The sequence below is a fragment of the Paenibacillus sp. FSL R5-0407 genome (genome assembly GCF_038009185.1).
Lineage (GTDB): Bacteria > Bacillota > Bacilli > Paenibacillales > Paenibacillaceae > Fontibacillus > Fontibacillus vini.
Genome location: NZ_JBBPAX010000001.1, coordinates 543384 through 566679 on the forward strand (window position 1 = coordinate 543384; position 23296 = coordinate 566679).

26 protein-coding genes are annotated in these 23296 nt (G+C 49.9%); all 26 read left to right on the forward strand.

Annotation, left to right across the window (positions count from 1 at the left end; all coding sequences use genetic code 11):
- The first annotated feature begins 4 nt into the window (after positions 1-4).
- The 26 genes from flgC (at position 5) to cheB (ending at position 23282) form a co-directional block, all read left to right on the forward strand.
- The gene (gene flgC / locus NYE70_RS02690; protein WP_211021346.1) at positions 5-454 is read left to right on the forward strand and encodes a flagellar basal body rod protein FlgC; all 450 of its coding nucleotides are present in this window, start codon (positions 5-7) and stop codon (positions 452-454) included.
- A 30-nt stretch (positions 455-484) separates the two neighbouring features.
- Positions 485-793, forward strand: coding sequence for a flagellar hook-basal body complex protein FliE (fliE, locus tag NYE70_RS02695; protein ID WP_244861424.1), 309 nt, complete (start codon positions 485-487; stop codon positions 791-793).
- A 32-nt stretch (positions 794-825) separates the two neighbouring features.
- Entirely contained in the window at positions 826-2412 is a 1587-nt protein-coding gene (gene fliF, locus NYE70_RS02700; protein ID WP_341044928.1) for a flagellar basal-body MS-ring/collar protein FliF, read from the forward strand.
- Positions 2413-2423: 11 nt separating this feature from the next.
- Complete coding sequence (fliG, locus tag NYE70_RS02705) at positions 2424-3440, forward strand: flagellar motor switch protein FliG (RefSeq protein WP_341044929.1); 1017 nt, start codon at positions 2424-2426, stop codon at positions 3438-3440.
- A complete protein-coding gene (locus tag NYE70_RS02710; RefSeq protein ID WP_341044930.1) occupies positions 3433-4287 on the forward strand; it encodes a FliH/SctL family protein in 855 nt (284 codons plus the stop codon). Before fliG ends, NYE70_RS02710 begins: the two co-directional genes overlap by 8 nt.
- Positions 4274-5593, forward strand: a complete 1320-nt coding sequence (gene fliI, locus NYE70_RS02715; RefSeq protein ID WP_211021350.1) for a flagellar protein export ATPase FliI — start codon at positions 4274-4276, stop codon at positions 5591-5593. Before NYE70_RS02710 ends, fliI begins: the two co-directional genes overlap by 14 nt.
- A gap of 10 nt (positions 5594-5603) precedes the next feature.
- Complete coding sequence (gene fliJ, locus NYE70_RS02720) at positions 5604-6047, forward strand: flagellar export protein FliJ (protein WP_211021351.1); 444 nt, start codon at positions 5604-5606, stop codon at positions 6045-6047.
- 42 nt (positions 6048-6089) lie between these two features.
- On the forward strand, positions 6090-7034 hold the full coding sequence (locus tag NYE70_RS02725; protein ID WP_341044931.1) for a MotE family protein: 945 nt from the start codon (positions 6090-6092) through the stop codon (positions 7032-7034).
- A gap of 33 nt (positions 7035-7067) precedes the next feature.
- Positions 7068-8474 carry a flagellar hook-length control protein FliK gene (locus NYE70_RS02730; RefSeq protein WP_341044932.1) on the forward strand — a complete coding sequence of 469 codons (1407 nt, stop codon included), beginning with the start codon at positions 7068-7070 and terminating at the stop codon, positions 8472-8474.
- 21 nt (positions 8475-8495) lie between these two features.
- The gene (locus tag NYE70_RS02735; RefSeq protein ID WP_213654136.1) at positions 8496-9047 is read left to right on the forward strand and encodes a flagellar hook capping FlgD N-terminal domain-containing protein; all 552 of its coding nucleotides are present in this window, start codon (positions 8496-8498) and stop codon (positions 9045-9047) included.
- A complete protein-coding gene (locus tag NYE70_RS02740; protein WP_213654137.1) occupies positions 9044-9427 on the forward strand; it encodes a TIGR02530 family flagellar biosynthesis protein in 384 nt (127 codons plus the stop codon). Before NYE70_RS02735 ends, NYE70_RS02740 begins: the two co-directional genes overlap by 4 nt.
- 103 nt (positions 9428-9530) lie before the next feature.
- Complete coding sequence (gene flgG / locus NYE70_RS02745; protein WP_213654138.1) at positions 9531-10352, forward strand: flagellar basal body rod protein FlgG; 822 nt, start codon at positions 9531-9533, stop codon at positions 10350-10352.
- A gap of 59 nt (positions 10353-10411) precedes the next feature.
- On the forward strand, positions 10412-10636 hold the full coding sequence (locus tag NYE70_RS02750; protein WP_211021357.1) for a flagellar FlbD family protein: 225 nt from the start codon (positions 10412-10414) through the stop codon (positions 10634-10636).
- Positions 10633-11103 carry a flagellar basal body-associated FliL family protein gene (locus NYE70_RS02755; RefSeq protein WP_213654139.1) on the forward strand — a complete coding sequence of 157 codons (471 nt, stop codon included), beginning with the start codon at positions 10633-10635 and terminating at the stop codon, positions 11101-11103. The genes NYE70_RS02750 and NYE70_RS02755 overlap by 4 nt, the downstream gene beginning before the upstream one ends.
- 40 nt (positions 11104-11143) lie before the next feature.
- Entirely contained in the window at positions 11144-12142 is a 999-nt protein-coding gene (fliM, locus tag NYE70_RS02760) for a flagellar motor switch protein FliM (protein WP_211021359.1), read from the forward strand.
- Positions 12132-13400 (forward strand): flagellar motor switch phosphatase FliY, encoded by a 1269-nt coding sequence (fliY, locus tag NYE70_RS02765; RefSeq protein ID WP_341044933.1) that lies wholly within the window; start codon positions 12132-12134, stop codon positions 13398-13400. Before fliM ends, fliY begins: the two co-directional genes overlap by 11 nt.
- A gap of 27 nt (positions 13401-13427) precedes the next feature.
- Positions 13428-13793: a response regulator gene (locus NYE70_RS02770; protein ID WP_211021361.1), complete on the forward strand. Its 366-nt coding sequence runs from the start codon at positions 13428-13430 to the stop codon at positions 13791-13793.
- Between the two features lie 10 nt (positions 13794-13803).
- Positions 13804-14349: a flagellar biosynthetic protein FliO gene (locus tag NYE70_RS02775; RefSeq protein ID WP_211021362.1), complete on the forward strand. Its 546-nt coding sequence runs from the start codon at positions 13804-13806 to the stop codon at positions 14347-14349.
- Positions 14346-15110 (forward strand): flagellar type III secretion system pore protein FliP, encoded by a 765-nt coding sequence (gene fliP, locus NYE70_RS02780; RefSeq protein WP_211021363.1) that lies wholly within the window; start codon positions 14346-14348, stop codon positions 15108-15110. The genes NYE70_RS02775 and fliP overlap by 4 nt, the downstream gene beginning before the upstream one ends.
- 69 nt (positions 15111-15179) lie before the next feature.
- Entirely contained in the window at positions 15180-15449 is a 270-nt protein-coding gene (gene fliQ, locus NYE70_RS02785; RefSeq protein ID WP_211021364.1) for a flagellar biosynthesis protein FliQ, read from the forward strand.
- Positions 15450-15461: 12 nt separating this feature from the next.
- The gene (gene fliR, locus NYE70_RS02790; protein ID WP_211021365.1) at positions 15462-16250 is read left to right on the forward strand and encodes a flagellar biosynthetic protein FliR; all 789 of its coding nucleotides are present in this window, start codon (positions 15462-15464) and stop codon (positions 16248-16250) included.
- A 14-nt stretch (positions 16251-16264) separates the two neighbouring features.
- Complete coding sequence (gene flhB / locus NYE70_RS02795) at positions 16265-17359, forward strand: flagellar biosynthesis protein FlhB (RefSeq protein WP_211021366.1); 1095 nt, start codon at positions 16265-16267, stop codon at positions 17357-17359.
- Positions 17360-17382: 23 nt separating this feature from the next.
- Positions 17383-19419, forward strand: a complete 2037-nt coding sequence (gene flhA, locus NYE70_RS02800; protein WP_341044934.1) for a flagellar biosynthesis protein FlhA — start codon at positions 17383-17385, stop codon at positions 19417-19419.
- Positions 19416-20891 (forward strand): flagellar biosynthesis protein FlhF, encoded by a 1476-nt coding sequence (locus NYE70_RS02805; protein WP_341044935.1) that lies wholly within the window; start codon positions 19416-19418, stop codon positions 20889-20891. The genes flhA and NYE70_RS02805 overlap by 4 nt, the downstream gene beginning before the upstream one ends.
- Positions 20888-21778 carry a MinD/ParA family protein gene (locus tag NYE70_RS02810; RefSeq protein ID WP_341044936.1) on the forward strand — a complete coding sequence of 297 codons (891 nt, stop codon included), beginning with the start codon at positions 20888-20890 and terminating at the stop codon, positions 21776-21778. The genes NYE70_RS02805 and NYE70_RS02810 overlap by 4 nt, the downstream gene beginning before the upstream one ends.
- Before the next feature lie 31 nt (positions 21779-21809).
- Positions 21810-23282, forward strand: coding sequence for a chemotaxis-specific protein-glutamate methyltransferase CheB (cheB, locus tag NYE70_RS02815; protein WP_211021370.1), 1473 nt, complete (start codon positions 21810-21812; stop codon positions 23280-23282).
- Positions 23283-23296: the final 14 nt, after the last annotated feature.

Genomic DNA, 23296 nt, shown 5'->3' on the forward strand with positions numbered 1-23296 from the left:
GATTTTGAAAATCAGCAATAGTTTCAGTATCAGCGCTTCGGCATTGACGGCTCAACGCCTACGGATGGATGTCATCTCCTCCAATATCGCCAACGCAGAAACCACTAGAGCTCAAGTAGTGGACGGCAAGGCGGTTCCGTACCGCCGCAAAATGGTGGTCATGTCCCCGATGAAGACAGAATTTGGACAGGCTCTGAATTCCGCGATGGGAACCACCACCTCCAGTCAAGGGGTTAAAATCACGCAGATCAAGGAAGATGCGGCCCCGTTCAAACCGGTATACAACCCAACGCATCCCGATGCGGACAGCGAAGGATATGTATATATGCCTAATGTGGACACGTTGAAAGAGATGGTGGATGTTATTTCCGCCTCCCGCTCGTATGAAGCTAACGTCACCGCATTGAATGCCACGAAGGCTATGATGACGAAAGCACTTCAAATCGGGAAATAGAAATTCATAAGGAGTTAGGAGTGTTGATCTTTGATTCAGGCAATGAACTTTAATACTTTAAAGTCAGTAGACAGCGTCGTCGCACCGAGTAAACCGGTTGCTCCCACCCCTGCGGAGTCCATGAAGGAATTCAGCTCATACTTGAGCAATGCTTTGGACGGGGTAGCTGCACAAGAGAAGAACGTGGCAGCCATGAACAATAAATTTCTGCTTGGTGAAGTAAGCGCGGATCAAGTGATGATCGCTTCGGAGCAAGCCATGTTAAGTTTGCAGTTGACTACGCAAGTAAGAAATAAAGTGATAGAAGCTTATCAAGAGATAATGCGTACGCAAATTTAATAAAATTAGCATGCTTCGGATGAGGTGACGTTGTGAATGAAAGAATTGCCCAGTATCGGGACAAGTTGACCGGGTACTGGAACCATTTCAGCAAGAAACAAAGAACATTACTTATTTCAACGATAGCAATCATACTGTTGGCCGTGGTCCTGCTAACGATCCAATTCTCCAAAACGGAGTATGAGGTAGCCTTTACGGGACTTGACGCTACGGATGCGGCAGGGATCATTAGTTACCTGGATTCGAGCAAGATTCCGTATAAGCTTGGTCCGGACGGAACGAGCATTTCCGTTCCCAGCAAAGAAGCATCCCGCGTTAAAGTGAACGTCGGTTCGCAAGGCATCGTCCAGAACGGTTCTATCGGTTGGGAAGCTTTTAATGAAAGCTCGTCTCTGATCGGGATGACTGACAATGAATTCGGAGTGAAATACAAAAGCGCATTGAACGGTGAGATCGAACAGCTCTTGAAGAGGATGCAGGGGGTTCAAGACGCAAAGGTATTGATTAACTTACCGACAGAGAATGTGTTTGCCAGCCCTGATGAACAAGAAAAAGCATCCGCTTCTGTCGTTGTAACATTCAAGCCGGGATATCGTCCGAATCAGGAAGCGGTTGATGGATATTTTAATCTAGTCAAAACTTCGGTGCCGAATCTGCCGGTTGAGAACATCTCGTTGTCTTCCAGTGATGACACGGTGCTTCTGCCTACAGGGCAGGGCGGTCAGATCGGCTCGCTGACTACGGCCGTGCAAGAAAATATGGCTCTTCAGAAAAAGTTCGAGAGCGACGTAAAACAAAGCGTCAGACAGTTCCTGGCTAAATTGATGGGACAAGACAAAGTGGAGGTCTTGGTTACTTCCAAACTCAACTTCGATCAGATTAGCCAGAAGGAAAATCTGGTAACCCCCGTTGATACCGAGAATATGAAGGGTATCGAGATCAGTGCCCAAAAAATTCAGAAAAGCTATACCGGTGAAGGAAGTCCTGATAGCGGCGTAGCGGGTACCGGGGAAACGGATGTATCCAACTATCCTGGAACGGATACGCAAAGCGGAGGTTCGTCTTCGGAGGAATCATCATCCACCATCAATTACGAGGTCAACCGAATTACCAAGGATATTGTGGCCAGTCCTTACGTTATAAAAGATTTAACCATTAACGTAGCAGTTGAACCACCAGATGGACAACAAACTTTAGATCCGGCGACTCAAACGGCGATCGAGAACATTTTGACCAACATTGTCGGATCGTATCTTGCAGATTCCGGTACTACTTATACAGACGCTGATTTAGAGAAGAAAGTTTCTGTTTTCTCTCAAGCTTTTCATAATCCGGATACTAAAGCTTCCGGCTTGAGCCTTTCCAGCCCGCTGGTATGGGGCGTCGGAGCCGCGGCATTGCTGGCAATTGCGGGTATCGTATTCTTGTTAATCCGCCGGAAAGGCAAAAAAGAAGAAGTGGAAGAAGAAATCCCGATGCCGCTTACGCCGGAGTTTCCTTCCATTAACTTGGAAACTGTCACAAACGAGAACCAAGTGCGCAAACAGCTGGAGACGCTGGCCAAGAAGAAGCCGGACGAATTCGTCAACTTGCTTCGCACCTGGCTGGCTGACGAATAGAGGTGAACGCATTGTCAAAATTAAATTCCCAGGGATTAAGCGGAAGGCAAAAAGCGGCAATATTGCTGATTACGCTTGGTCCGGAAGTTTCTGCTCAAATATTCAAACATTTGCGCGAAGAGGAAATCGAGCAGCTTACGCTTGAGATCGCCAATGTGCGCAAGGTAGACAGCACCGAGAAGGACATGATCATGGCGGAATTTCATCAGATCTGTCTTGCTCAGGAATATATCACGCAAGGCGGCATTACGTACGCGAAGGAAATTTTGGAGAAAGCGTTGGGCCAATCCAAGGCGATCGACATTATCAACCGTTTGACTGCAACCCTGCAGGTTCGCCCATTCGATTTTGCACGCAAAGCGGAACCGAACCAGATCTTGAACTTCATTCAGAATGAAAATGCTCAGACGATCGCTCTCGTCTTATCTTACCTCCAGTTCGAGCAGGCAGCGGTCATTCTTTCCTCGCTGCCTCAGGAGAAGCAGGCGGAAGTGGCGAGAAGAATCGCCGTGATGGACAGCACCTCGCCGGAAGTCGTATCCCAAGTGGAACGTGTACTGGAACAGAAGTTGTCCGCAACGGTAACTCAGGATTATACAAGCGCCGGCGGTATCGAGGCCATCGTACAAATCCTGAACGGTGTCGACCGGGGGACGGAGCGTACGATTCTGGACTCCTTGGAAATTCAGGATCCGGAGCTTGCGGAAGAGATCAAGAAGCGGATGTTTGTATTCGAGGATATCGTCAACATCGACAACCGTTCCATTCAACGGATCATCCGCGACATCGAAAATGCGGATTTGCAGCTTGCGCTTAAGGTTGCGAGTGAAGAAGTCCGCGAAGCGGTATTCCGCAACATGTCGAAGCGGATGTCCGATACATTCAAGGAAGAAATGGAATTTATGGGTCCTGTTCGGCTGCGTGACGTGGAAGAAGCTCAGACCCGTATCGTAGCAACCATCCGCAGACTGGAAGATGCCGGAGAGATTATAATCGCCCGCGGCGGAGGAGATGACATTATTGTCTAATTTGATCAAAGTATCCCAATACGTGCCGGTAGACATCCTTAAACAGCTAAACTTAGCCAAAACGTATGAGACTTATGAGGAACAGCGATCAGATGAGGCGGCTTCGGGAGAGGTTCAGGAGGATATCCGGTCCACTCATGACGAGGCTGCCGAAGAAGCAAGACAACAGATGCTGACCGATGCCAAAGAATTTGCCGAAAATCAGGTCAGAGCCGCTTCGGAACAGGCCGAGCAAATGTTGGCCGAGGCCAGAGAGCAAATCGAAGTCTGGTGGAATGAGCGCAGGGAACAGGATGAGCATCTGGTGGAAGCCGTGAAATCCGAAGCGTTCAATGAAGGCTATGAAGAAGGTAAGCTGCAGGCAGAGGAAACGCTGCAGGCAAAAATAGAGGAAATGATGGCGGAAGCGAGCTCCGTTCTCGAACAAGCTTATTTAGAGAAAGAACGGATCATTCAGGAAGCGGAACCGTTCCTGGTGGAACTGAGCTGCGCGATTGCCGAGAAAATTATCGACAAGCAATTGGATCTCGAACCGGATTATACGGTGGATTTGATCAAGCAGAGCTTGTCCCGCAAGCGGGAGCAGGGGATTTTGACATTATGCGTGGCGCCTTCCCAGTTTGCCTTCGTGCAAGCCGCAAGGGAAGAACTGAGTCTGGTCATCGACTCTCAAGCCGAATTGCAAATCTTGCCGGATCCGACCGTGCAGGATCGAGGCTGCGTAATACGATCTTCCTTCGGAAGCGTGGATGCCAGAATTGATACGCAACTGACGGAGATCAAAAAAGAGCTGTTGCGCATTTCGCGCCAGGCCGAGGAACGGGGATTGCCGAATGACGAACATTAATTCAGGGCGTTATATCGACCATCTTCGGCAATTGGACCCCGTCCGGATTAACGGGAAAGTGACCCAGGTCATTGGGTTAATGGTGGAATCCGAGGGGCCGGATGCGAGCATCGGCGACGTCTGCTACATTTATCCGAGCAAATCGTCACAGCCACTGCAAGCGGAAGTCGTCGGCTTTCGCGACAATAAAGTGCTGCTGATGCCGCTCGGGGAACTGACTTCGATCGGTCCGGGCTGCGATGTCGTGGGAACCGGCAAGCCGCTTACCGTACAGGTCGGCTCTGAACTGCTGGGCAAGGTGTTGGATGGATTGGGTCAGCCGCTCGACGGATCGGTATTGCCGTCGAGAATGGGACATTACTCGACATTTAACAAACCGATGAACCCGTTAAACCGTCCGCGTGTAGCGGAACCGATAAGCATCGGCGTCAGAGCGATCGACGGACTGCTGACCATCGGGAAAGGACAGCGTGTCGGTATTTTTGCCGGTTCGGGCGTCGGGAAGAGTACCCTTATGGGGATGATCGCCCGGAATACGGCGGCGGATGTCAATGTCATCGCTCTGGTCGGGGAACGGGGGCGCGAGGTGTTGGATTTCATTGAGCGCGATCTCGGTCCCGAAGGATTGGAACGTTCCGTTGTTATCGTGGCCACCTCCGATCAGCCGGCGTTGATCCGCATGAAGGGAGCGCTCATCGCTACCTCCATTGCGGAGTATTTCCGGGACAGAGGGCTTAATGTCATGCTCATGATGGACTCGGTCACTCGTTACGCCATGGCGCTACGTGAAGTCGGTCTCGCAGTCGGCGAGCCTCCGGCGATGCGGGGATACACCCCTTCCGTTTTTGCGGCGCTTCCGAAATTGATGGAACGTGCGGGAACCGGGCCAACCGGTTCGATAACCGCTTTTTACACCGTATTGGTTGATGGGGACGATATGAATGAACCGATCGCCGACGCGGTGCGGGGAATATTGGACGGCCATATTGTGCTGAACCGGAACATTGCGAATAAAGGCCATTTCCCGGCCATCGACATTCTCGCCAGCATCAGCCGGGTGATGAAGGACATCGTGTCGGATGAACAAAACGATGCCGCAGAGAATCTGAAGCGTCTGCTGGCTGTGTATAAGGATTCCGAGGATCTTATCAATATTGGAGCTTATCAGCAGGGTTCAAATGCGGAAATAGATGAAGCGATCGGCTACATCCAAAGTATATGGGGTTTTTCCAGACAGAAAGTGAACGAGAAGGTTACGTTGCCCGAAGCGCAGGCACAACTAATTTCCGAATTTGCGAGGAGATGACGGTTAAAGGATGAGATTCCGTTACGTTTATCAGAAAGTCGTGGACTTGAAGACCAATGAGAAGACCCAGGCAGAATGGATGCTCTCGGCTGCGGTCGGTATTCTTCAGTCGGAACAATGCTCATTGGAGCAGCTGCTGGAGGAAAGATCCCGGACGCATTCCGTAATTCAGAACGAGATGGAGAATAAGGCATCCATGATCAAGCTGCAGGAGCTTCAACGTTATATGGATTATCTCGAAGACTGCATTAACCGCAAAATCGGAGATGTGAAGCGAGCGGAAGTCAACGTGGATCATAAAAAAACGGTGCTCAGCGGCAAAATGCTGGACGAAAAAGTTTGGATGAAGGCAAAAGAAAAGGCAAAAGAAAAATTTCAACAGGAAATGCTTCTTCGGGAACAAAACGAACTGGATGAGATGGCAACGGTCCGGTTCGCCATGAGAGCCCGTTAAAGGAGTTAGGGCCAAGAATGGGTTTGCGAAGGAGGGATGAAGATGGCACGGACGGAATTGGATGAGGAGCTGGAGGAATCCGGCGGAGGCTTTTCGAAGTTTCTGTTCTTTATGACTCCAATTTTGTTTACTGTCGTTTTGCTGGCTGTGCTTCTTACGCTTTTTAGTCCGAGTTTCAAGAACACGATGTTAGAAATCGGGGACAAAATCCCGTTTATTAACAAAATCATTCCGGACCCGGAATCGAGTAAATCGGATAAAGAAAAGGAAGCGGACAAAAAGGCCGAACAGAAGAAACAGGAAGAGAGCACAAAAGCTACTTTGAACCAGTTAAAGGAGCAAGTGGCGAAGCAGGAAGCCGAATTGGAAGAGGCAGGCCGGCAGGTTGCGGAGAAAGACAGTAAGGTGAAGGAACTGGAGACTCAGCTCCAATCCGCTCAAACGAAAGCGGAAGAAGAAAAAGCGGCTGAGGAACAGGCTGCTTATCAAAAAGAGGTTAAGAAGCTTGCGCAAATTTATTCCGAGATGAGTCCGAGTAAAGCGGCCGCGATCTTTGACAAGCTGACGACCGATGAAACGCTCCAGATGTTTAGCGTGATGAGCAATGAGAGTAAGGTAGCGATTTTGGAGAAGATGGATCCGCAAAAGGCGGCCGACATCTCGATCATGCTGAAGGACGTGAAGCCGGCTGAAGAGCTGGCGATTGCCGCGCTGCAATCGAGGCTCAAGAAAGAAGCAGCCGAAGCAACACCGGCTCAATCGTCGGGGAATGCGCTCGATGAAACGCAGCTGAGCCAAACCTTTGGATCGATGTCCGCGGACGCCGCATCCAAGCTGATTATTCAAACGTACAAAATCAGTCCCGAGAAGGCTTTGAAAATTTTAAAGGCCGTAAACGACACGACACGCTCTAAAATATTGGACGCCATGACCAAAGAAGACGAAAAGCTCTCGGTCAAAATCGTGAACCAACTGATAAGCAAATAGCAGATCATTCCGTGAAAGGAGGTGAATAAGAAAATGAGCCAAACTTTATCTAATGTATCGGCAGGATCAGCGGTAGGCGGATTGTGGTATGGATCAGGCGGTAAAAATGTTTCCGGTCAAGGGGCAACCGTTTCTTTTGATCAAGCTTTGCTCTCGATGATGGGCGGCGGTACCCAGCCGCAGGAAACACAGCTTACCTCGCAGCTGGCGATGTTGGCAGGGCTGACGGATACGGGAGAAGGATTAATGCCGGAGGGCGAAGAAGGCGGCTTGGATGCGCTGCTTCAAGGGCTGTTGGAGCAACTGGACCAGTTGGATCAAGCGCTGGCGGAAAATCCGGACCTGTTGGCCGTGCTGCAAGGCTGGATTCAGAATGTTCAACAATTCCTTCAGAATAATGACCCGGGACAGTCCGCGGATAACGGAGACGCCGAAGCATTGCTTCCGACATTGGCAGAGCATCCGCAAACCGTGCGTTTTGCGGTTCAAGATGCATTGCTACAGCTTGCGACAGCTTCAAGTGCTAAGGCTATGACGGCAACACCAGTGGATTCGCTTCATGCCAAAGCTTTGATGGAATCCTTGCAAAGTCTGATGGCTGACGCAGGTTTAAACAGCGACACCAAGCTGGCAAGCGGTAAACAGGCAGGAGGGATTTTTAATCTGCCAGGAGCCGAACTAAAGGAACATTCCGCGATGCAAAGCCAGAATGGACAAACCGTAAGTTCCAAAGCTAATGATGCTCAAACCAATAGTCTCACTCAGAAAGCTGATCTTGACGTAACCGTCAAAGCCGGATCCGTAACCAGTCAAGCTGTGATTGCAGCAAGTGAGGAATCGACGCTTGGTGATCATGCGACATCGGACGGAGATCAGCCGCTAGCTTCCGGAAATATTACGACCGCAGGTCAACTTGCGCTTCGCGATAGCGCGGCAGCAGCCGTAAAACCTGCAGCTCCTCAAGTACCGGTCGAGAAATTCGGACAGGAAATGAGCCGCTTTCTGGTCAGTAAGCTGGAAATCGTAAAGGCTGGGGGATTGTCTGAAGCAAGAATATCTCTCTATCCGGAGCATTTGGGACAGGTAGATGTGAAGATCACGATGCAAAACGGACATATGGTAGCTCAATTCGTAACCGAGCATGCTTTTGCTAAAGAATCGCTTGAAGCACAGCTGGCGCAACTGAGAACGGCTTTACAATCCCAGGGTCTTCAGGTCGGTAAGCTCGAAGTAACACAGAACGCGTCTTTATCCTCTCATATGTATCAGGATGGACGCCAACAAGGTAGCGGCACCAATCAACAGCAAAACGGGAAGCGCCGGGAATTGATGCTTGAAGAGGAACTGGTCGGAATTCAGGATTTGAACGAAGAATGGAATGAATGGATTTCCGAAATCAGAGAAAGAGAAGCCGGAAGTTCGTTTGTAGCAAAAGCCTAAGTGAAAGGAGGATGATAAGCGATGGCAGACATCGTTTCAACCGGAGTTATGTGGCCGAATTACGCTGCGGAGAATGTTTCGAAGGCCAGCAAGAAGGATACTCAACTTGGCAAAGACGACTTTTTAAAGCTAATGATGGCCCAAATGCAATATCAAGACCCGTTGTCGCCGATGGATAATTCTCAAATGATTGCCCAGATGGCACAATTCACTTCCGTCGAACAATTGACCAACATTTCTAATCAGCTCACTGCCATGAGTCAGTCGCTTGGCAACAGTTCGGGACTCATCGGTAAATTGGTTAGTTGGGTAGGCGAAACCAAGACGGGAAATTACGATGTGAATACAGGAAAGACCGAAGTGATTCAAACTATTGAAAGCGGTCTGGTTGATTCCATTATCGTACGTAGCGGAACTCATTATGTGAAGGTTGGCGGAAAAGAGGTCGAGCTTTCCCAAATCCAGCAGGTGGAGAACGCACCGGTACCGGAGGAGCCTTCAGAAGAAGAAGGAAGCCATTCCAATTCAGGCGCTGGTAATGACGCGACTGGAGAAGGAGCGGGTGCGCAATGAACGATCCCATCCGGATAGGCAGTTTATATCCCGGCCGAATTCAGCCTAACGCCTTAAGCCAAAACAGAACGGTCAAATCTGCGGAAGCGCAAGGACCTGCGTTTAAGGATTTGCTTCAAAACCGGCTTTTACATTTTAGCAATCATGCGGTTAAACGGCTTGAACAAAGAGGCATTGAGCTGAAGCCCGAACAATTGAGCCAGATAGAATCGGCCATCGACAGCGCCGCCGCCAAGGGGGCAAAGGATTCACTGATTCTGATGAAAGATATGGCCTTGATTGTCAATGTCAACAACCGAACGGTTGTAACGGCGATGGACGGCAACAGCATGAAAGACAATGTTTTCACCCAAATAGACAGCGCTGTAATAATTTCTTAGTTCATATGGCTGGCCCGGATTCGGAAAGCCATCATTGACCGCTGATCGACTGATGCGGTCAAAAGTATCGATAAAACTTTTAATCCTGGGAGGAATTTTCGAAATGTTAAGATCAATGTATTCGGGTGTTTCCGGTATGCGCGGCTTTCAAACGAAACTCGATGTCATCGGCAACAATATTGCCAACGTAAACACGGTAGGCTTCAAAGCGGGACGCGTGATGTTCAAGGATATCATGAGCCAAACGGTTTCGGGCGTAACTGCTCCGGCAGAAGGCGAAAGCGGCGGTATCAACGCGAAACAGATCGGCCTAGGGGTATCCATCGGTTCGATCGATACCGTGCACACCGGCGGCAGTGCGATGACGACGAACAATCCGCTTGATCTGCGGATCGACGGAGACGGATTTTTCCTGGTGAAGCTTTCGGCAGATCAGGAAGTTCCGTTCTTGACCCGTGCAGGTGACTTTCACCTGGATGCTGCCCGACAACTGGTAACTTCGGATGGCCTGCTTGTTTGCGACGCAGGCGGCGCTCCGCTTGAGCCGATCGGGGAAGATGTAACTGCATTCTCGATCTCTGCGGACGGAACTATCGTCCAGAAATTGAGCACGGGAGAAACCGAACCAGGCGCTCAAATTGGTGTGGCTAAGGTTTCGAACCCGGAAGGTCTGGAGAAAATCGGCGGCAATCTATATCGCATGACTTTGAATGCGAACGCGGAAGGCGAGCTCGTTCCTACAACGGCGAACAACACTGAAGACGGAACCGGTGCTATCGTTGCGGGTCAGCTGGAAATGTCCAACGTCGATCTGACGGGGGAATTTACCGAAATGATCGTTGCCCAGCGCGGATTCCAGGCGAACTCCCGCATTATTACCACATCGGATGAAGTGCTGCAGGAAGTTGTCAACCTGAAGCGTTAAGATGAAGGATAGCGGGGGAGGAACACCTTTCTTCCCCCGTTCTACTTGGGAGGGAAATCATGATTTCAGTAACACGACTGAACGGTTCTCAGATGTGGCTTAACGCGATGATGATCGAAACCGTGGAAGAAACACCCGATACGTACGTAACCCTGATCACAGGCAAACGTATTATTGTGTTGGAGAAGGCGGTTGAAGTGCTTGCGATGATTAAAGAGTACTACACCGAGATCGGTATCCACGCAGCAACTATTAAAGTGCAACAAACGGAGGAATTGTCATGAAAAAGATGGCGCCATGGCTGATTACGATTCTGCTTTCGATTACATTGATCGTATTGGCCGCCTTTCTGCTGATTAATCAAATGTCAGGCCCAGCAGGCGGCGAAGCAAAAGCTGCTGTAAATGAAGAGGCTGTACCGAGACATTTGACAGCGGATGAAATTGTAAAAGTAACTTCGACGATCGATGACATCAAAACCAATTTGTCTGATCCGAACTATGTCGTGGTGATGAATTTTGCCTTCCAACTCGATAATGGGGCTTCTAAAGAGGCTTTTGATAAAATCAAGGACTTCAAAGTTAAGCCAATTATTATTAAGACGCTCGCTGACACCAAACCGGAAGATTTGACAGGGGCAAAAGGCAAGGACAATTTAAGTTCCAAGCTGACGAATCTGATCAACAAGACACTGCCGGAAGGGAAACTGATTCAAATCGATATCACTTACTTTGTTATGACAACTATCTAGAGCATATCGATGTAGACTTTCTTTCAAGGGGGTGAATTGTTTGGTAGATGTATTATCGCAAAATGAAATTGATGCCTTACTTGCGGCGCTGTCCTCTGGAGAAATGGATGCCGAGGAACTGAAAAAGGAAGAAACGCAAAAGAAGATCCGGGCTTACGACTTTAAAAGAGCGGTTCGATTCTCCAAAGATCATATCCGCAGCTTGACCCGGATTCATGAGAATTTCGCCAGATTTCTTACAACCTATTTTTCGGCCCAACTGCGGACTTTCGTTCAGATCAACGTTGTTCAGGTTGAACAGCTTCCTTACGATGAGTTCATCCGCTCCATTCCGAAGATGACCATTCTAAACATTTTCGAAGCGGAGCCGCTTGAAGGCAGAATGGTGCTGGAGGTTCACCCCAACGTAGCTTTTGCCATGCTGGACAGGCTGCTGGGAGGAATCGGGACCTCACCGTCCAAAATCGGTTCTTTGACAGAGATCGAGACGATTATTATGGAGCGCATCTTCAGTAGGGCTTTCGAAAGTCTTCAGGAAGCCTGGAAAACCGTGATTGATATCAATCCGCGGATGGAGGCACTTGAAACTAATCCTCAATTTATGCAAATCGTTTCCCCGAACGAAACGATTGCGCTTATCTCGCTGAGTACGAAGATCGGGGACACTTCGGGGATGATCAACCTTTGTATCCCTCATGTCGTAATTGAACCGATCATGCCCAAGCTGTCGGTTCACCATTGGTTTGTATCCCAGAAAAAATCCCGGGTTCCCGAAGAGGTTGACGCCCTTCGGCATCGGGTGCATAAAGCCAAGCTGCCGATTGTTGCGGAGCTCGGCGAATCCCAAATCACGGTCCAGGAATTTCTGGAGTTATCCGTGGGCGATGTCATCTCCCTGAACAAACCGGTTCAGGAGGGACTATCCATCCGCGTAGGCGACCGGCTGAAATATATCGGAAGCCCGGGAACGCTGAAGGATCGCGTCGCCGTTCAAATTGATGAAATTGTTAGCGAAGGAGTTGAGGAACTTGACGAGTAAAGATTATTTGTCCCAGGAAGAAATAGATGCCCTGCTGAAACAAACGAGCATGGACTCGGCTCCTGAACCAACCGTCTCCGATTATTTGTCGCTGCTGGAACAAGACGCACTCGGCGAAATCGGAAACATCACTTTCGGAAGTGCAGCAACGGCCCTGTCGACACTGCTTAGCAAAAAGGTTGATATTACAACGCCTAAAGTATCCATTATTACGCGTTCGCAGTTTGAATCCGAGTTTCCCAAGCCTCATGTCGCCATTCACGTTCAATACGTTGACGGCTTCGAAGGAGTCAACTCGCTTGTCATTAAGACAAGGGACGCACAGGTTATAGCCGATCTGATGCTGGGCGGCGAAGGCAACCCTGCGGATGAAGAGCTGAACGAAATTCATATCAGTGCCGTGCAGGAAGCGATGAACCAGATGATGGGTTCTTCCGCAACATCGATGTCAACGATCTTTAACCGGTTCGTGAACATCTCCCCGCCGGGCATCGATATTTTGAACATGACTAACGGAAGCGGAGTAACCAGCCTGCCGCCCGATGAAATTCTGATCAAAATTTCGTTCCGCCTGACGATCGGGGATTTGATCGATTCAACAATCATGCAGCTGTTGACGGTTAAATTCGCCAAAGAAATGGTCGATAGCCTGATCAACGGTTCATCTTCGGAACCTGCCGTTCAGGAAGTAGCTGCTGCAGCGGCACCACCGGCTTACGCTGAGCCTCCTGCACCTGCTTACGAACCGCCTGCACCTGTTTATCAGCAGCCGCCTATGGTCGAGCAACATGCTCCACAGGCTATGCAGCCGCCGATGCAAGCACCGATTGGAGCGCCGATGCAAGCGCCGATGCAAGCGCCTCCGGGATACTATTATCCGCCTCAGGAACGGCCTTACAGCGAGCCTCAGCATTATGGCGGAATGACCGGACGAGGGGTAAACGTACAGCCTGTCCAGTTTGCGAATTTGGGAAATCCCTCATTCGGGCAAGCTGACGCAAATAATTTAAACTTATTGATGGACATTCCCCTTAAAGTCACCGTAGAATTAGGGAGGACCCAAAAGCAGATTAAGGATATCCTGGAGCTGTCCCAAGGTTCGATTATCGAACTGGACAAGCTTGCCGGTGAACCGGTGGACATATTGGTGAACAACAAGCTGATAGCAAAAGGCGAGGTTGTTGTCATCGATGAGAACTTTGGCGTACGCGTCACGGATATTGTCAGTCAGTGGGACCGCATTCAAAAATTACAATAGTAGAAGTTTAGGGAGGATTTTAAATCAATGGCAAACCGAATTCTAATCGTAGACGATGCAGCTTTTATGAGAATGATGATCCGCGATATTTTAACGAAAAATGGGTTCGAGGTTGTCGGTGAAGCTCAGGATGGCGGGCAAGCGATCGAGAAATTTAAGGAATTGCATCCGGATCTCATCACTATGGATATCACGATGCCTGAAATGGACGGAATCGCAGCACTGAAGGAAATTAAGAAGTTGGATCCAAATGCCAAGGTTATTATGTGCTCGGCTATGGGACAGCAGGCTATGGTTATCGATGCGATTCAAGCCGGTGCGAAGGACTTCATCGTTAAGCCGTTCCAGTCCGATCGTGTAATTGAAGCTATCAACAAAACGCTTGGATTGTAGGCGATAAGCCATGTACCTATCACAATCCGGCACCCCCGAAGAATATGGGGGCGGAGATGTCAATCTTTGGGGTAACTTGATAACGGTCATCGCCGTTTTAGCAATAATCATCGTTCTGATTATTCTGTTAATTCGTTTTCTCGGGAAAAAGAATTCGTTTTTATCCCAAAGCCGCTCGATCCGTACGATGGGAGCCGTCGGCCTCGGGCCGAACAAGTCGCTCCAGGTGATCGAGATCGGTAGCAGCATTTACCTTGTCGGTGTGGGCGAGAATATCACCTTGGTCGACAAGATTTCCGATCCGGAAGAAGTGATTGTATTGCAGCAGGCTTTTGAAGAGGAGGGGACGGAGTTTGCCGGGTTCGCTTCGGCTATATCTGGTCTCGTCTCCCGATTCCGCAAAGAGCCTCCGCAAGAAGTCGAGGAACTGGAAGGGAAGTCCTTTCATGAGGTGTTTCACTCTCAGGTAAAGAGAATGCCAAGCCGCAAGACTCAAATGGAGGAACTTTTAAAGGATCAGGAAGAACAATCTACAGATCGGTTGAGGGATTCATGAAGAACAAAGTCCTAGTCGTGACATTATTTTTCGCTTTATGGAGTCTGTTTGCGGTTTCCATAGCTTCTGCCGAACCGGTCGATCCGATTCCAAATATAGGGATCCAAATCGGAGGGGACACGGGCTCGGGTGCGGGGACAAGCTCACTGTCCCTTATTCTGATGATTACGGTCTTGAGTGTAGCACCAGCCATTCTCGTTCTAATGACAAGCTTTACGCGAATCGTGATCGTGCTCGGATTTGTCCGCAGCTCTCTCGGAACTGCGACATCGCCTCCCAATCAAGTGCTTGTCGGGTTGGCTCTTTTTTTGACGATATTCGTGATGAGTCCGACGTTGTCGACGATTAATGAGGTGGCACTGCAGCCGTATATCAAAGGGGAAATTACTCAAACGGAAGCGCTGAGCAAAGCATCAGAACCGATGAAGAAATTTATGTATTCGCACACGCGGCCCAAAGACCTGCAATTATTCATGAGTTATACCAAAACGGAGAAGCCGCAGAGCTATAAAGATATACCGATTACAGTTATGGTTCCGGCTTTCGCAATCAGTGAATTGAAGACCGCATTTCAGATGGGCTTCATGATATTTATTCCGTTTTTGATTATCGATATCGTCGTGGCCAGCGTTCTGATGGCCATGGGGATGATGATGCTGCCGCCGGTCATGATTTCCTTGCCGTTCAAGATATTGTTGTTCGTCCTGGTGGACGGTTGGTATCTGATCGTCAAGTCACTGCTGGTCAGTTTCAGTCCATAGTTATGTAAAAGGATGGCTTCGGTCTAGCGCAGGTCATTCATATTTTTAGTAAAGAGGGGGAAGACGGTTATGAGTTCGGATTTTATTATCGGTTTGGCCGGACAAGCCGTTTATACCGTATTGAAGGTTAGTGCCCCGATGCTGATTATCGGTTTGGTCGTCGGTTTGATCGTGAGTATTTTCCAAGCTACCACCCAAATTCAAGAGCAGACGCTGGCCTTCGTTCCCAAGATCGTCGCCGTACTGTTGGCATTGCTGATGTTTGGGCCGTGGATATTAACGACGCTTGTCGATTTTACCTACAGCATATTTAACAACCTATCTAGTTATATCGGTTAGGCCGAAGAAATTATGGAGATTATACTGCACGGAATTTCTGTCTTTATGCTTATTTTTTGTCGAATGACGGCGTTTTTTGTTGTCGCTCCGGTTTTTTCTTCACGTGGCGTTCCTAACACATTCAAAATTGGGCTCTCCGCTATGATCGCATTGTTAATTTTGATGATTCAAGGAACGAATCAGGTGATACCCCAAGATCTTGGATACGTCTTAATGATTATCCGCGAGGTCTTGATCGGCCTGTTGATGGGGTTTGTGGCCTACCTGATCTTTTCGGTCATTTTGACTGCCGGATCATTTATCGATATTCAGATCGGATTCGGTATGGCGAACGTGCTTGATCCGATGACAGGCGCTTCCGCTCCCGTCCTCGGCAACTTTAAGTATATTATCGCCACGCTGGTCTTTTTAAGCATTAACGGACACCACTATTTGCTTGACGCAGTAATTCGTAGTTATAACTGGATCCCGTTATCAAACGATGTTTTTCAAAGGATTTATCGTGGAGGCGTTACGGAGTTTCTGGTCAGCACCTTCAGTCAGTCGTTTACGCTTGCTTTTCAAATGGCTGCGCCGCTGGTGGTTGCCTTGTTTTTAACGGACGTTGCTCTCGGCTTTCTGGCTCGTACGGCACCTCAGTTCAACGTTTTCGTAATAGGGATTCCCCTGAAGATTATTGTGGGACTGGTTGTACTGCTCCTTTTGATTCCGGGCTTCATCTACGCGTTTGAACATTTGTTTGAAGTGATGTTTAATGCGCTGCACAATTTATTTGGAACGCTGGGGAGTCGGCCGACATAGGGAGGGAATCGCTGATGACGTACCGGTATCGTTATAAACTGGATTTGCAGATGTTTGCCGGGGAGAAGACGGAGAAAGCGACGCCCAAAAAGCGGCAGGAAGCAAGAAAGAAAGGCCAGGTTGCGAAAAGCCAGGATATATCCGGCTCGATCATTCTATTATCTACCTTTATGTGTCTTATGGCCTTTGGCGGCTATATCAAAGAAAGATTGGTCGCTTTGTTTACGGATATTTTTTACCACCGCTTGACGATGGATGTGACCAAGGAAAATGTAATGATCATGCTAGGGGATTATGCGGTTCAGATTCTTCTGCTGATTGCTCCGGTCTTTTTGGTTGTCGTTGTGATGGGGGTTATCGCCAACTATGCCCAGGTAGGATTCCTTCTTACCGGTGATCCGCTGAAAATGCATTTCAACAAGCTTGACCCGATCAAAGGGTTCAAAAAAATATTTTCCATGCGCTCGCTTGTGGAGTTTTTCAAATCGATATTTAAGCTGACGATCATCGGGTACCTGGTATATACGACGATATGGGGGGCTAGAAGTCATCTCGCAACCCTTGGGAGAATCCCGGTGGAACAGGCATTTCACTTCACAGCGGAGCTCACAATGAACCTCGGCATTAAAATCGCCGCCGCTTTACTGGTTTTGGCGGTGCTGGATTATATGTATCAAAAGTATGAGCATGAGAAGAGCCTTAAAATGTCCAAACAGGACGTGAAAGACGAGTACAAGAAAATGGAAGGCGACCCGCTCATCAAAGGCAAAATCCGGGAAAGACAGCGCCGCATGGCGCTGCAACGGATGATGCAAGAAGTGCCGAAGGCAGATGTGATCATTACCAACCCGACGCATTTTGCCGTAGCGCTGAAATATGACGGATCGCAAATGGAGGCTCCGCAGGTCGTGGCCAAAGGGCAGGACTTTGTCGCACTCCGGATCAAGGAGATTGCCAAGGAGCATGGTGTTGTTACGATTGAAAATAAGCCGCTGGCAAGGGCGCTGTTTCAGAGAGCGGAAATCGGGGATATGATTCCCGGCGATCTCTTTCAAGCCGTTGCCGAAGTACTGGCATATGTATATAAACTGCAAGGCAAAGTGAAATAAGTTCGGGATCGGAGGAAGAACCGGTGAAGAAGTTCAAAGATATATTCATCCTAGTAGGCATTATCGGCATTGTTCTAATCATGATCGTTCCGATCCCGACTTTGCTGCTGGATATTCTTCTCATCATTAACATATCGATTGCATTAATGATTTTGCTCGTAGCCATGAACACGAAGGAAGCGCTGCAGTTCTCCATTTTCCCGGCAATGCTGCTTATTACGACCCTGTTCCGGCTGGCGCTGAACGTATCGACTACGAAGTTGATTCTAGGACAGGCCGAAGCAGGCCATGTCGTAGCGACCTTCGGGTCCTGGATTTCAAGAGGGGAGCCTGTTGTTGGCTTCGTAGTCTTCCTGATTCTGGTGGTTGTGCAGTTTATCGTAATCACGAAAGGGTCAGAGCGCGTAGCCGAAGTAGCGGCCCGCTTTACTCTCGATGCGATGCCAGGTAAGCAGATGAGTATTGACGCCGACCTCAACGCAGGGCTGATCAATGAACAGCAAGCCCGCGAGCGCCGGAGCAAGATTGAACGCGAAGCCGATTTCTATGGCGCGATGGATGGGGCGAGTAAATTCGTCAAGGGCGATGCGATTGCGAGTATCATCATCCTCCTTATCAACCTGATCGGCGGCTTTATCATCGGGATGACCATTCATGGTATGTCGTTCGGGGACGCTCTCTCGACTTATTCGATCTTGACGATCGGGGACGGTCTGGTCAGTCAGATTCCCGCACTGCTTATTTCTACGGCAGCGGGTCTTATCGTTACGCGGGCTTCCTCTGAAGGAAACCTGGCCGATGACATCACAGGCCAGTTGTTTACGTATCCCAAGCTTCTTTATATCGTTGCCGGTACGGTCGCGCTGCTCGGGTTGTTTACGCCGATCGGTCCTTGGACCACCCTTCCTTTTGCGGGATTGATGATATACGCCGCTAGGCGGATGCAAAAGAATCTCGACAAGAGGCAAATTGAGCAGGAGATTCAGGAAGAGGAACAGCAAATCGAAGAGGTACGAAGTCCGGAGAGCGTGATCAACCTGCTGCAGGTCGATCCGATCGAGTTCGAATTCGGTTACGGGTTGATCCCGCTCGCCGATACGGGACAGGGCGGAGATTTGCTCGACCGGATTATTATGATCAGGCGCCAATGCGCACTTGAAATGGGGCTTGTCGTACCGGTTATCCGCATTCGCGACAATATTCAACTAAAACCGAATGAATATGTCATCAAAATTAAAGGAAATGTCGTGGGCGGTGGTGAATTACTACTTAATCACTATTTGGCAATGAGTCCCGGGATGGATGACGATTCGATTACAGGCATTGAGACTCAGGAGCCTGCTTTCGGGCTTCCTGCGCTTTGGATCGATGAATCCACTAAGGACCGGGCAGAGTTGTCCGGCTATACCGTGGTCGATCCGCCGTCCGTTGTTGCTACGCATCTAACCGAATTGATCAAGAAACACGCGCATGAGCTGCTGGGAAGACAGGAGACAAAGGCGTTGGTCGACAATTTGAGAGAGAATTACGCTGTCCTTGTCGACGAACTGATTCCTTCCTTGCTCTCCATCGGGGATGTGCAGAAGGTGCTGGCCAAGTTGCTGCGTGAGAAGATTTCGATTCGCGATATGGTAACGATTTTTGAAACCCTGGCTGATTACGGGACTTATACGAAGGACCCCGAGGTTTTGACGGAATATGTCAGACAGGCGCTATCCAGACAAATCACCCAGCAATATACGCAGCAGGGTGAAACGATGCGGGTAATCACCGTGGGGCCTACGCTGGAGAAGAAGATTGCGGAAAGTGTGCAGCAGACCGATCAAGGCAGCTATTTGGCGCTTGATCCGATGTCGACACAGACTCTTTTCCAAAAGCTATCGGAGCAGATTAACCGCCTGCTTCAGACCGGTCAGCAGCCGATCGTATTAACTTCACCAACGATCCGGATGTATTTGCGGCAGGTTATTGAGAGAAGCATGCAGGATATTCCGGTACTGTCCTATAGTGAACTTGAACCTAACGTAGAAATTCAGAGTGTCGGAGTGGTGAACTTATGAGAGTAAAACGTTATATCGTCGACACGATGCCGGACGCCATGTCCAAAATACGCACCGAACTGGGAGCCGACGCCGTCATCTTGAGCACCAAAGATATGAAGGTTGGCGGATTTATGGGATTGTTCGGCAAAAAAAAGATCGAGGTCATTGCGGCTTCCGAAGGTAATGAAGCAGCTCCTTCCAAGCCACAAGCGCAGCCGGCCCGAATTACACAGACTCCGATGGCGAGGCAGGCGGTTCCGGATGTTTACCGGAAATCCTCTCAATTAACGTCGCCTCCTTCATCGGGGGCAGGCAACACGGTCTTGCCTCCGGCTGCACAGCCTACCCGACCTGCTCAACCAGCCCGTCCCGCGATCACGGCCGGGCTGCAGGAAAGGGAGGGGGTGCCGGTCGCGGCGTCCATGCCGATGCCGACAGTCTCATCCGAGCGAAAACAGCCATCCGATGGGATCGCTAGGCCTGACATCGCCAGGGAGGAGACGGCTGCCAGTAGATGGGACGAAGCGTTGCGACAAGCCTCCTTGGAAGAGAAGAGGCCCCCTGCTCCTTCAGCATCGCCGGCCCCTAAGCCGGCAGAAGTGCTTAGCCTGAAGGAAGAGAAGCTGCTCGAAGAGATTCGCGAGATGAAGTCCTGGATCGGTCAATTGGCGAGACAGCAGCACGAAAGCAGAGAGCTTCCTGAACCCCTGCCGGCGATTAAGAGCCGGCTGGAAAGCCAGGAGTTGTCCGCGGACCTGATTGAGAAGTGGATCGATGCCGCTTATCGGGAATGGATCGAATCCGGCAAATCGGCTTCATCGGAAGTGCTGGAAGCTGCTGTAAGAGCCGAGGCCGCTTCCTTCCTGCAAGGTCGTATCGGGGAAGGCATACAGGACGAGACCAAAATCGTCTACATTGCCGGACCTACCGGAGTCGGAAAGACGACTACGATTGCGAAGCTGGCTGCGGATCAAATTTTCCGGGCACACAAAAAGGTAGGCTTTATAACGGCTGATACGTACAGGATATCGGCTATAGAGCAGCTCCGAACGTATTCTTCGATTTTAAATGTGCCGCTTGAAGTCGTTCAATCACCGGGCGACGTGCAGAGAGCGATGCAAAGGCTCTCCCATTGCGATTTGATCTTGATGGACACGGCAGGGCGGAATTATTTGAACGAAATTCATGTGGCCGAACTGCACAGCATGCTCAGTACGTCGGAGCAAAGCGAGACTTATCTGGTCCTAAGCCTGACGTCAAAGACACAAGACATGAAGAAAATTACGGAGCATTTCAGCCGGTACGGGCTGGACAAAGTGATTTTCACCAAACTGGATGAAACGGAAAGCGTGGGCCCTTTGTACAACTTGATTCACGACTACCCTCTGCGGGTTTCCTATATTGCCAACGGACAAAATGTCCCTGACGACTTGCTGACGGCGGATTCTGAATTGCTGCTGGATTTGATTACAGGAGCTCGTAACTCATGAGCGACCAGGCGCAAGCTCTTCGACAACTGGTAACTTCCCGAAGCGGTTTTGACCCGCAGTCAATAAGTAAAAAGAGCAATGCCCGTATTATTACCGTAAGCAGCGGAAAGGGTGGGGTCGGAAAATCCAACTTTACTCTCAACTTCGCTCTCGCTTTAAAGTCGTTTGGAAGCAAAGTCCTCATTTTTGACGCTGATATCGGCATGGCCAATATCGACGTTTTGATGGGAGTTCGCCCGAGATACAGTCTGTATCATTTATTGAAAGGCGAACGGGACATCACGGAGATCATCGAGCTTGGAACCGGCGGACTTCCCTTTATTGCGGGAGGTTCCGGCATGGCGGATTTGTTTACCTTGTCGGAACAGGATCTCAACTACTTTACTTCTCAAATCGAGCAGATATCGGAAGAGATGGATTTCATCCTTTTTGATACCGGGGCAGGACTCTCCAAGGAAACTTTGAAGTTTATAACTGCCGCCGACGAGTGTTTGGTTGTAACGACCCCTGAGCCGACCTCGATAACCGATGCTTACGCACTCATCAAGGTGGTGCACGGGCTGGAGAAGGATGTAGCGTTCCGGCTGGTCATCAACCGGGTCGCGGGTGAAAGCGAAGCCAAGCAGGTTGCTGATAAAATTTCGCTAGTCGCGAAGCAGTTTCTGGATATGGATATTCCTACTCTTGGGTATTTGAGCGATGACGCACACGTCATGCAGGCGGTGAAGAAACAGATTCCGTTTTCTGCCGCTTTCCCGGGTTGTCCGGCAGCACGAGACATTCGAAGCCTGGCAATGAAATATATGGATGTTCCACAACTGAAGTCAAAGGATACTTTGTCAGGAATCAAAGGATTTATGCATAAATGGCTTAAGCGCGCAAAATGATTCTGTATAAAGGACAGGAGTGGAACGAGATATGCCTTATCGGGTGATGGTAGTTGACGATTCGGCGTTTATGCGGAAAATCGTTTCCGATCTTATTGAACAGGATCCGGCATTTCAAGTGCAGGGTACCGCCAAGAACGGAAGGGAAGCGCTTGATCTTATAGAGTCGCTCTCGCCGGACCTTGTCACCATGGACGTCGAAATGCCGGAGATGAACGGGCTTGAGGCACTAAAGCACATTATGGAGCAGCACCCTTTACCGGTGATTATGCTATCGGGCATCAATGAGCAGGGAATGCGGGAGACGATTATGGCTCTAGAACTCGGAGCGTTTGATTTTATCCGCAAGCCTTCGGCATCCACCAGCTCACATGATATCGAACAGGTGGGACGAGAGCTCAGGGAGCAAATCAGGGTTGCGATGCTGGCTAAGGAGCGAAGGGCGGCTAGGGCGGCTGCGCTGGAGACCAAAGCTCCGGAGCGGCTGCCTCCGGTCGAACTGGGCTTCTCGGCCTTGCATCTGACAAGCCTAAGCACGGCGCCGGCCCAAAGGAAACCCGGAAAGTCCAGGGAGTCCTTGTTGGACCGGGGGATTTCGGCAGATCAACCGAAGCGGAATTCGGAAGCGAAGGAAGTTCCGGCTTCCCGCAAGCCTTTGGCGAAACCTATAACCGACGCCAAACCGGCTCCGGCTGCATCGGCTACAAGGCCGGAGAGCAGGACGGCCATCGTCCAGAGCGACGCCAAAGTAGACAAGGAAGATTTGCACCAGGCGGTTTCGCCTAAGACCCGAAGCAAAGCGGAGACGCTTGCAACGGCGAAACCAGGGCAACGTCGTCCGGCCGAACCGCCGTCAAGGCAAGCTGCGGAATTAGAGCAGGCTGCGCGGGAGAGGGAAAGAGCAAAAGAAGCCGCGGCCCGCACGGAATTCACCGACCTGGTTGCGATCGGAACTTCAACCGGCGGTCCCAAAGCGTTAAAGGCTGTGCTGGAAAAGCTTCCTGCCAACTTCCCGGCTCCTATCGTGATCGTGCAGCATATGCCGCCGAATTTTACCAAATCGTTGGCCCAGCGCTTGAACAGTTTGAGTGAATTAAACGTGGTGGAAGCGGAAGAAGGAATGAGGCTTGAGGCGGGTACCGCTTATGTTGCACCCGGCGGCTATCATTTAAATGTAGTTCCGGCCTCGGACGGAAGCTATAAGGTGTCTCTGACGGGGCAAGAGCCCCGCAATGGGCACAGGCCGTCTGTCGATGTCATGTATGATTCACTTCTGCCCTTGCAAACTCTTAAGCGGCACATTGTACTCCTTACCGGTATGGGCAGCGATGGAGCCAGAAGCATGAAACGGCTGTACGAAGCCGGTGTAACTTCCACGATCGCGGAAAGCGAGGAATCCTGCGTTGTGTACGGAATGCCCCGCTCGGCGATCGAAATGGGCTGCGTCAGTCAGGTACTGCCGTTGCATGAAATTGGTTTCAAGCTTGCACAAGTTGTGAAATAAACGGAATCTCTTGA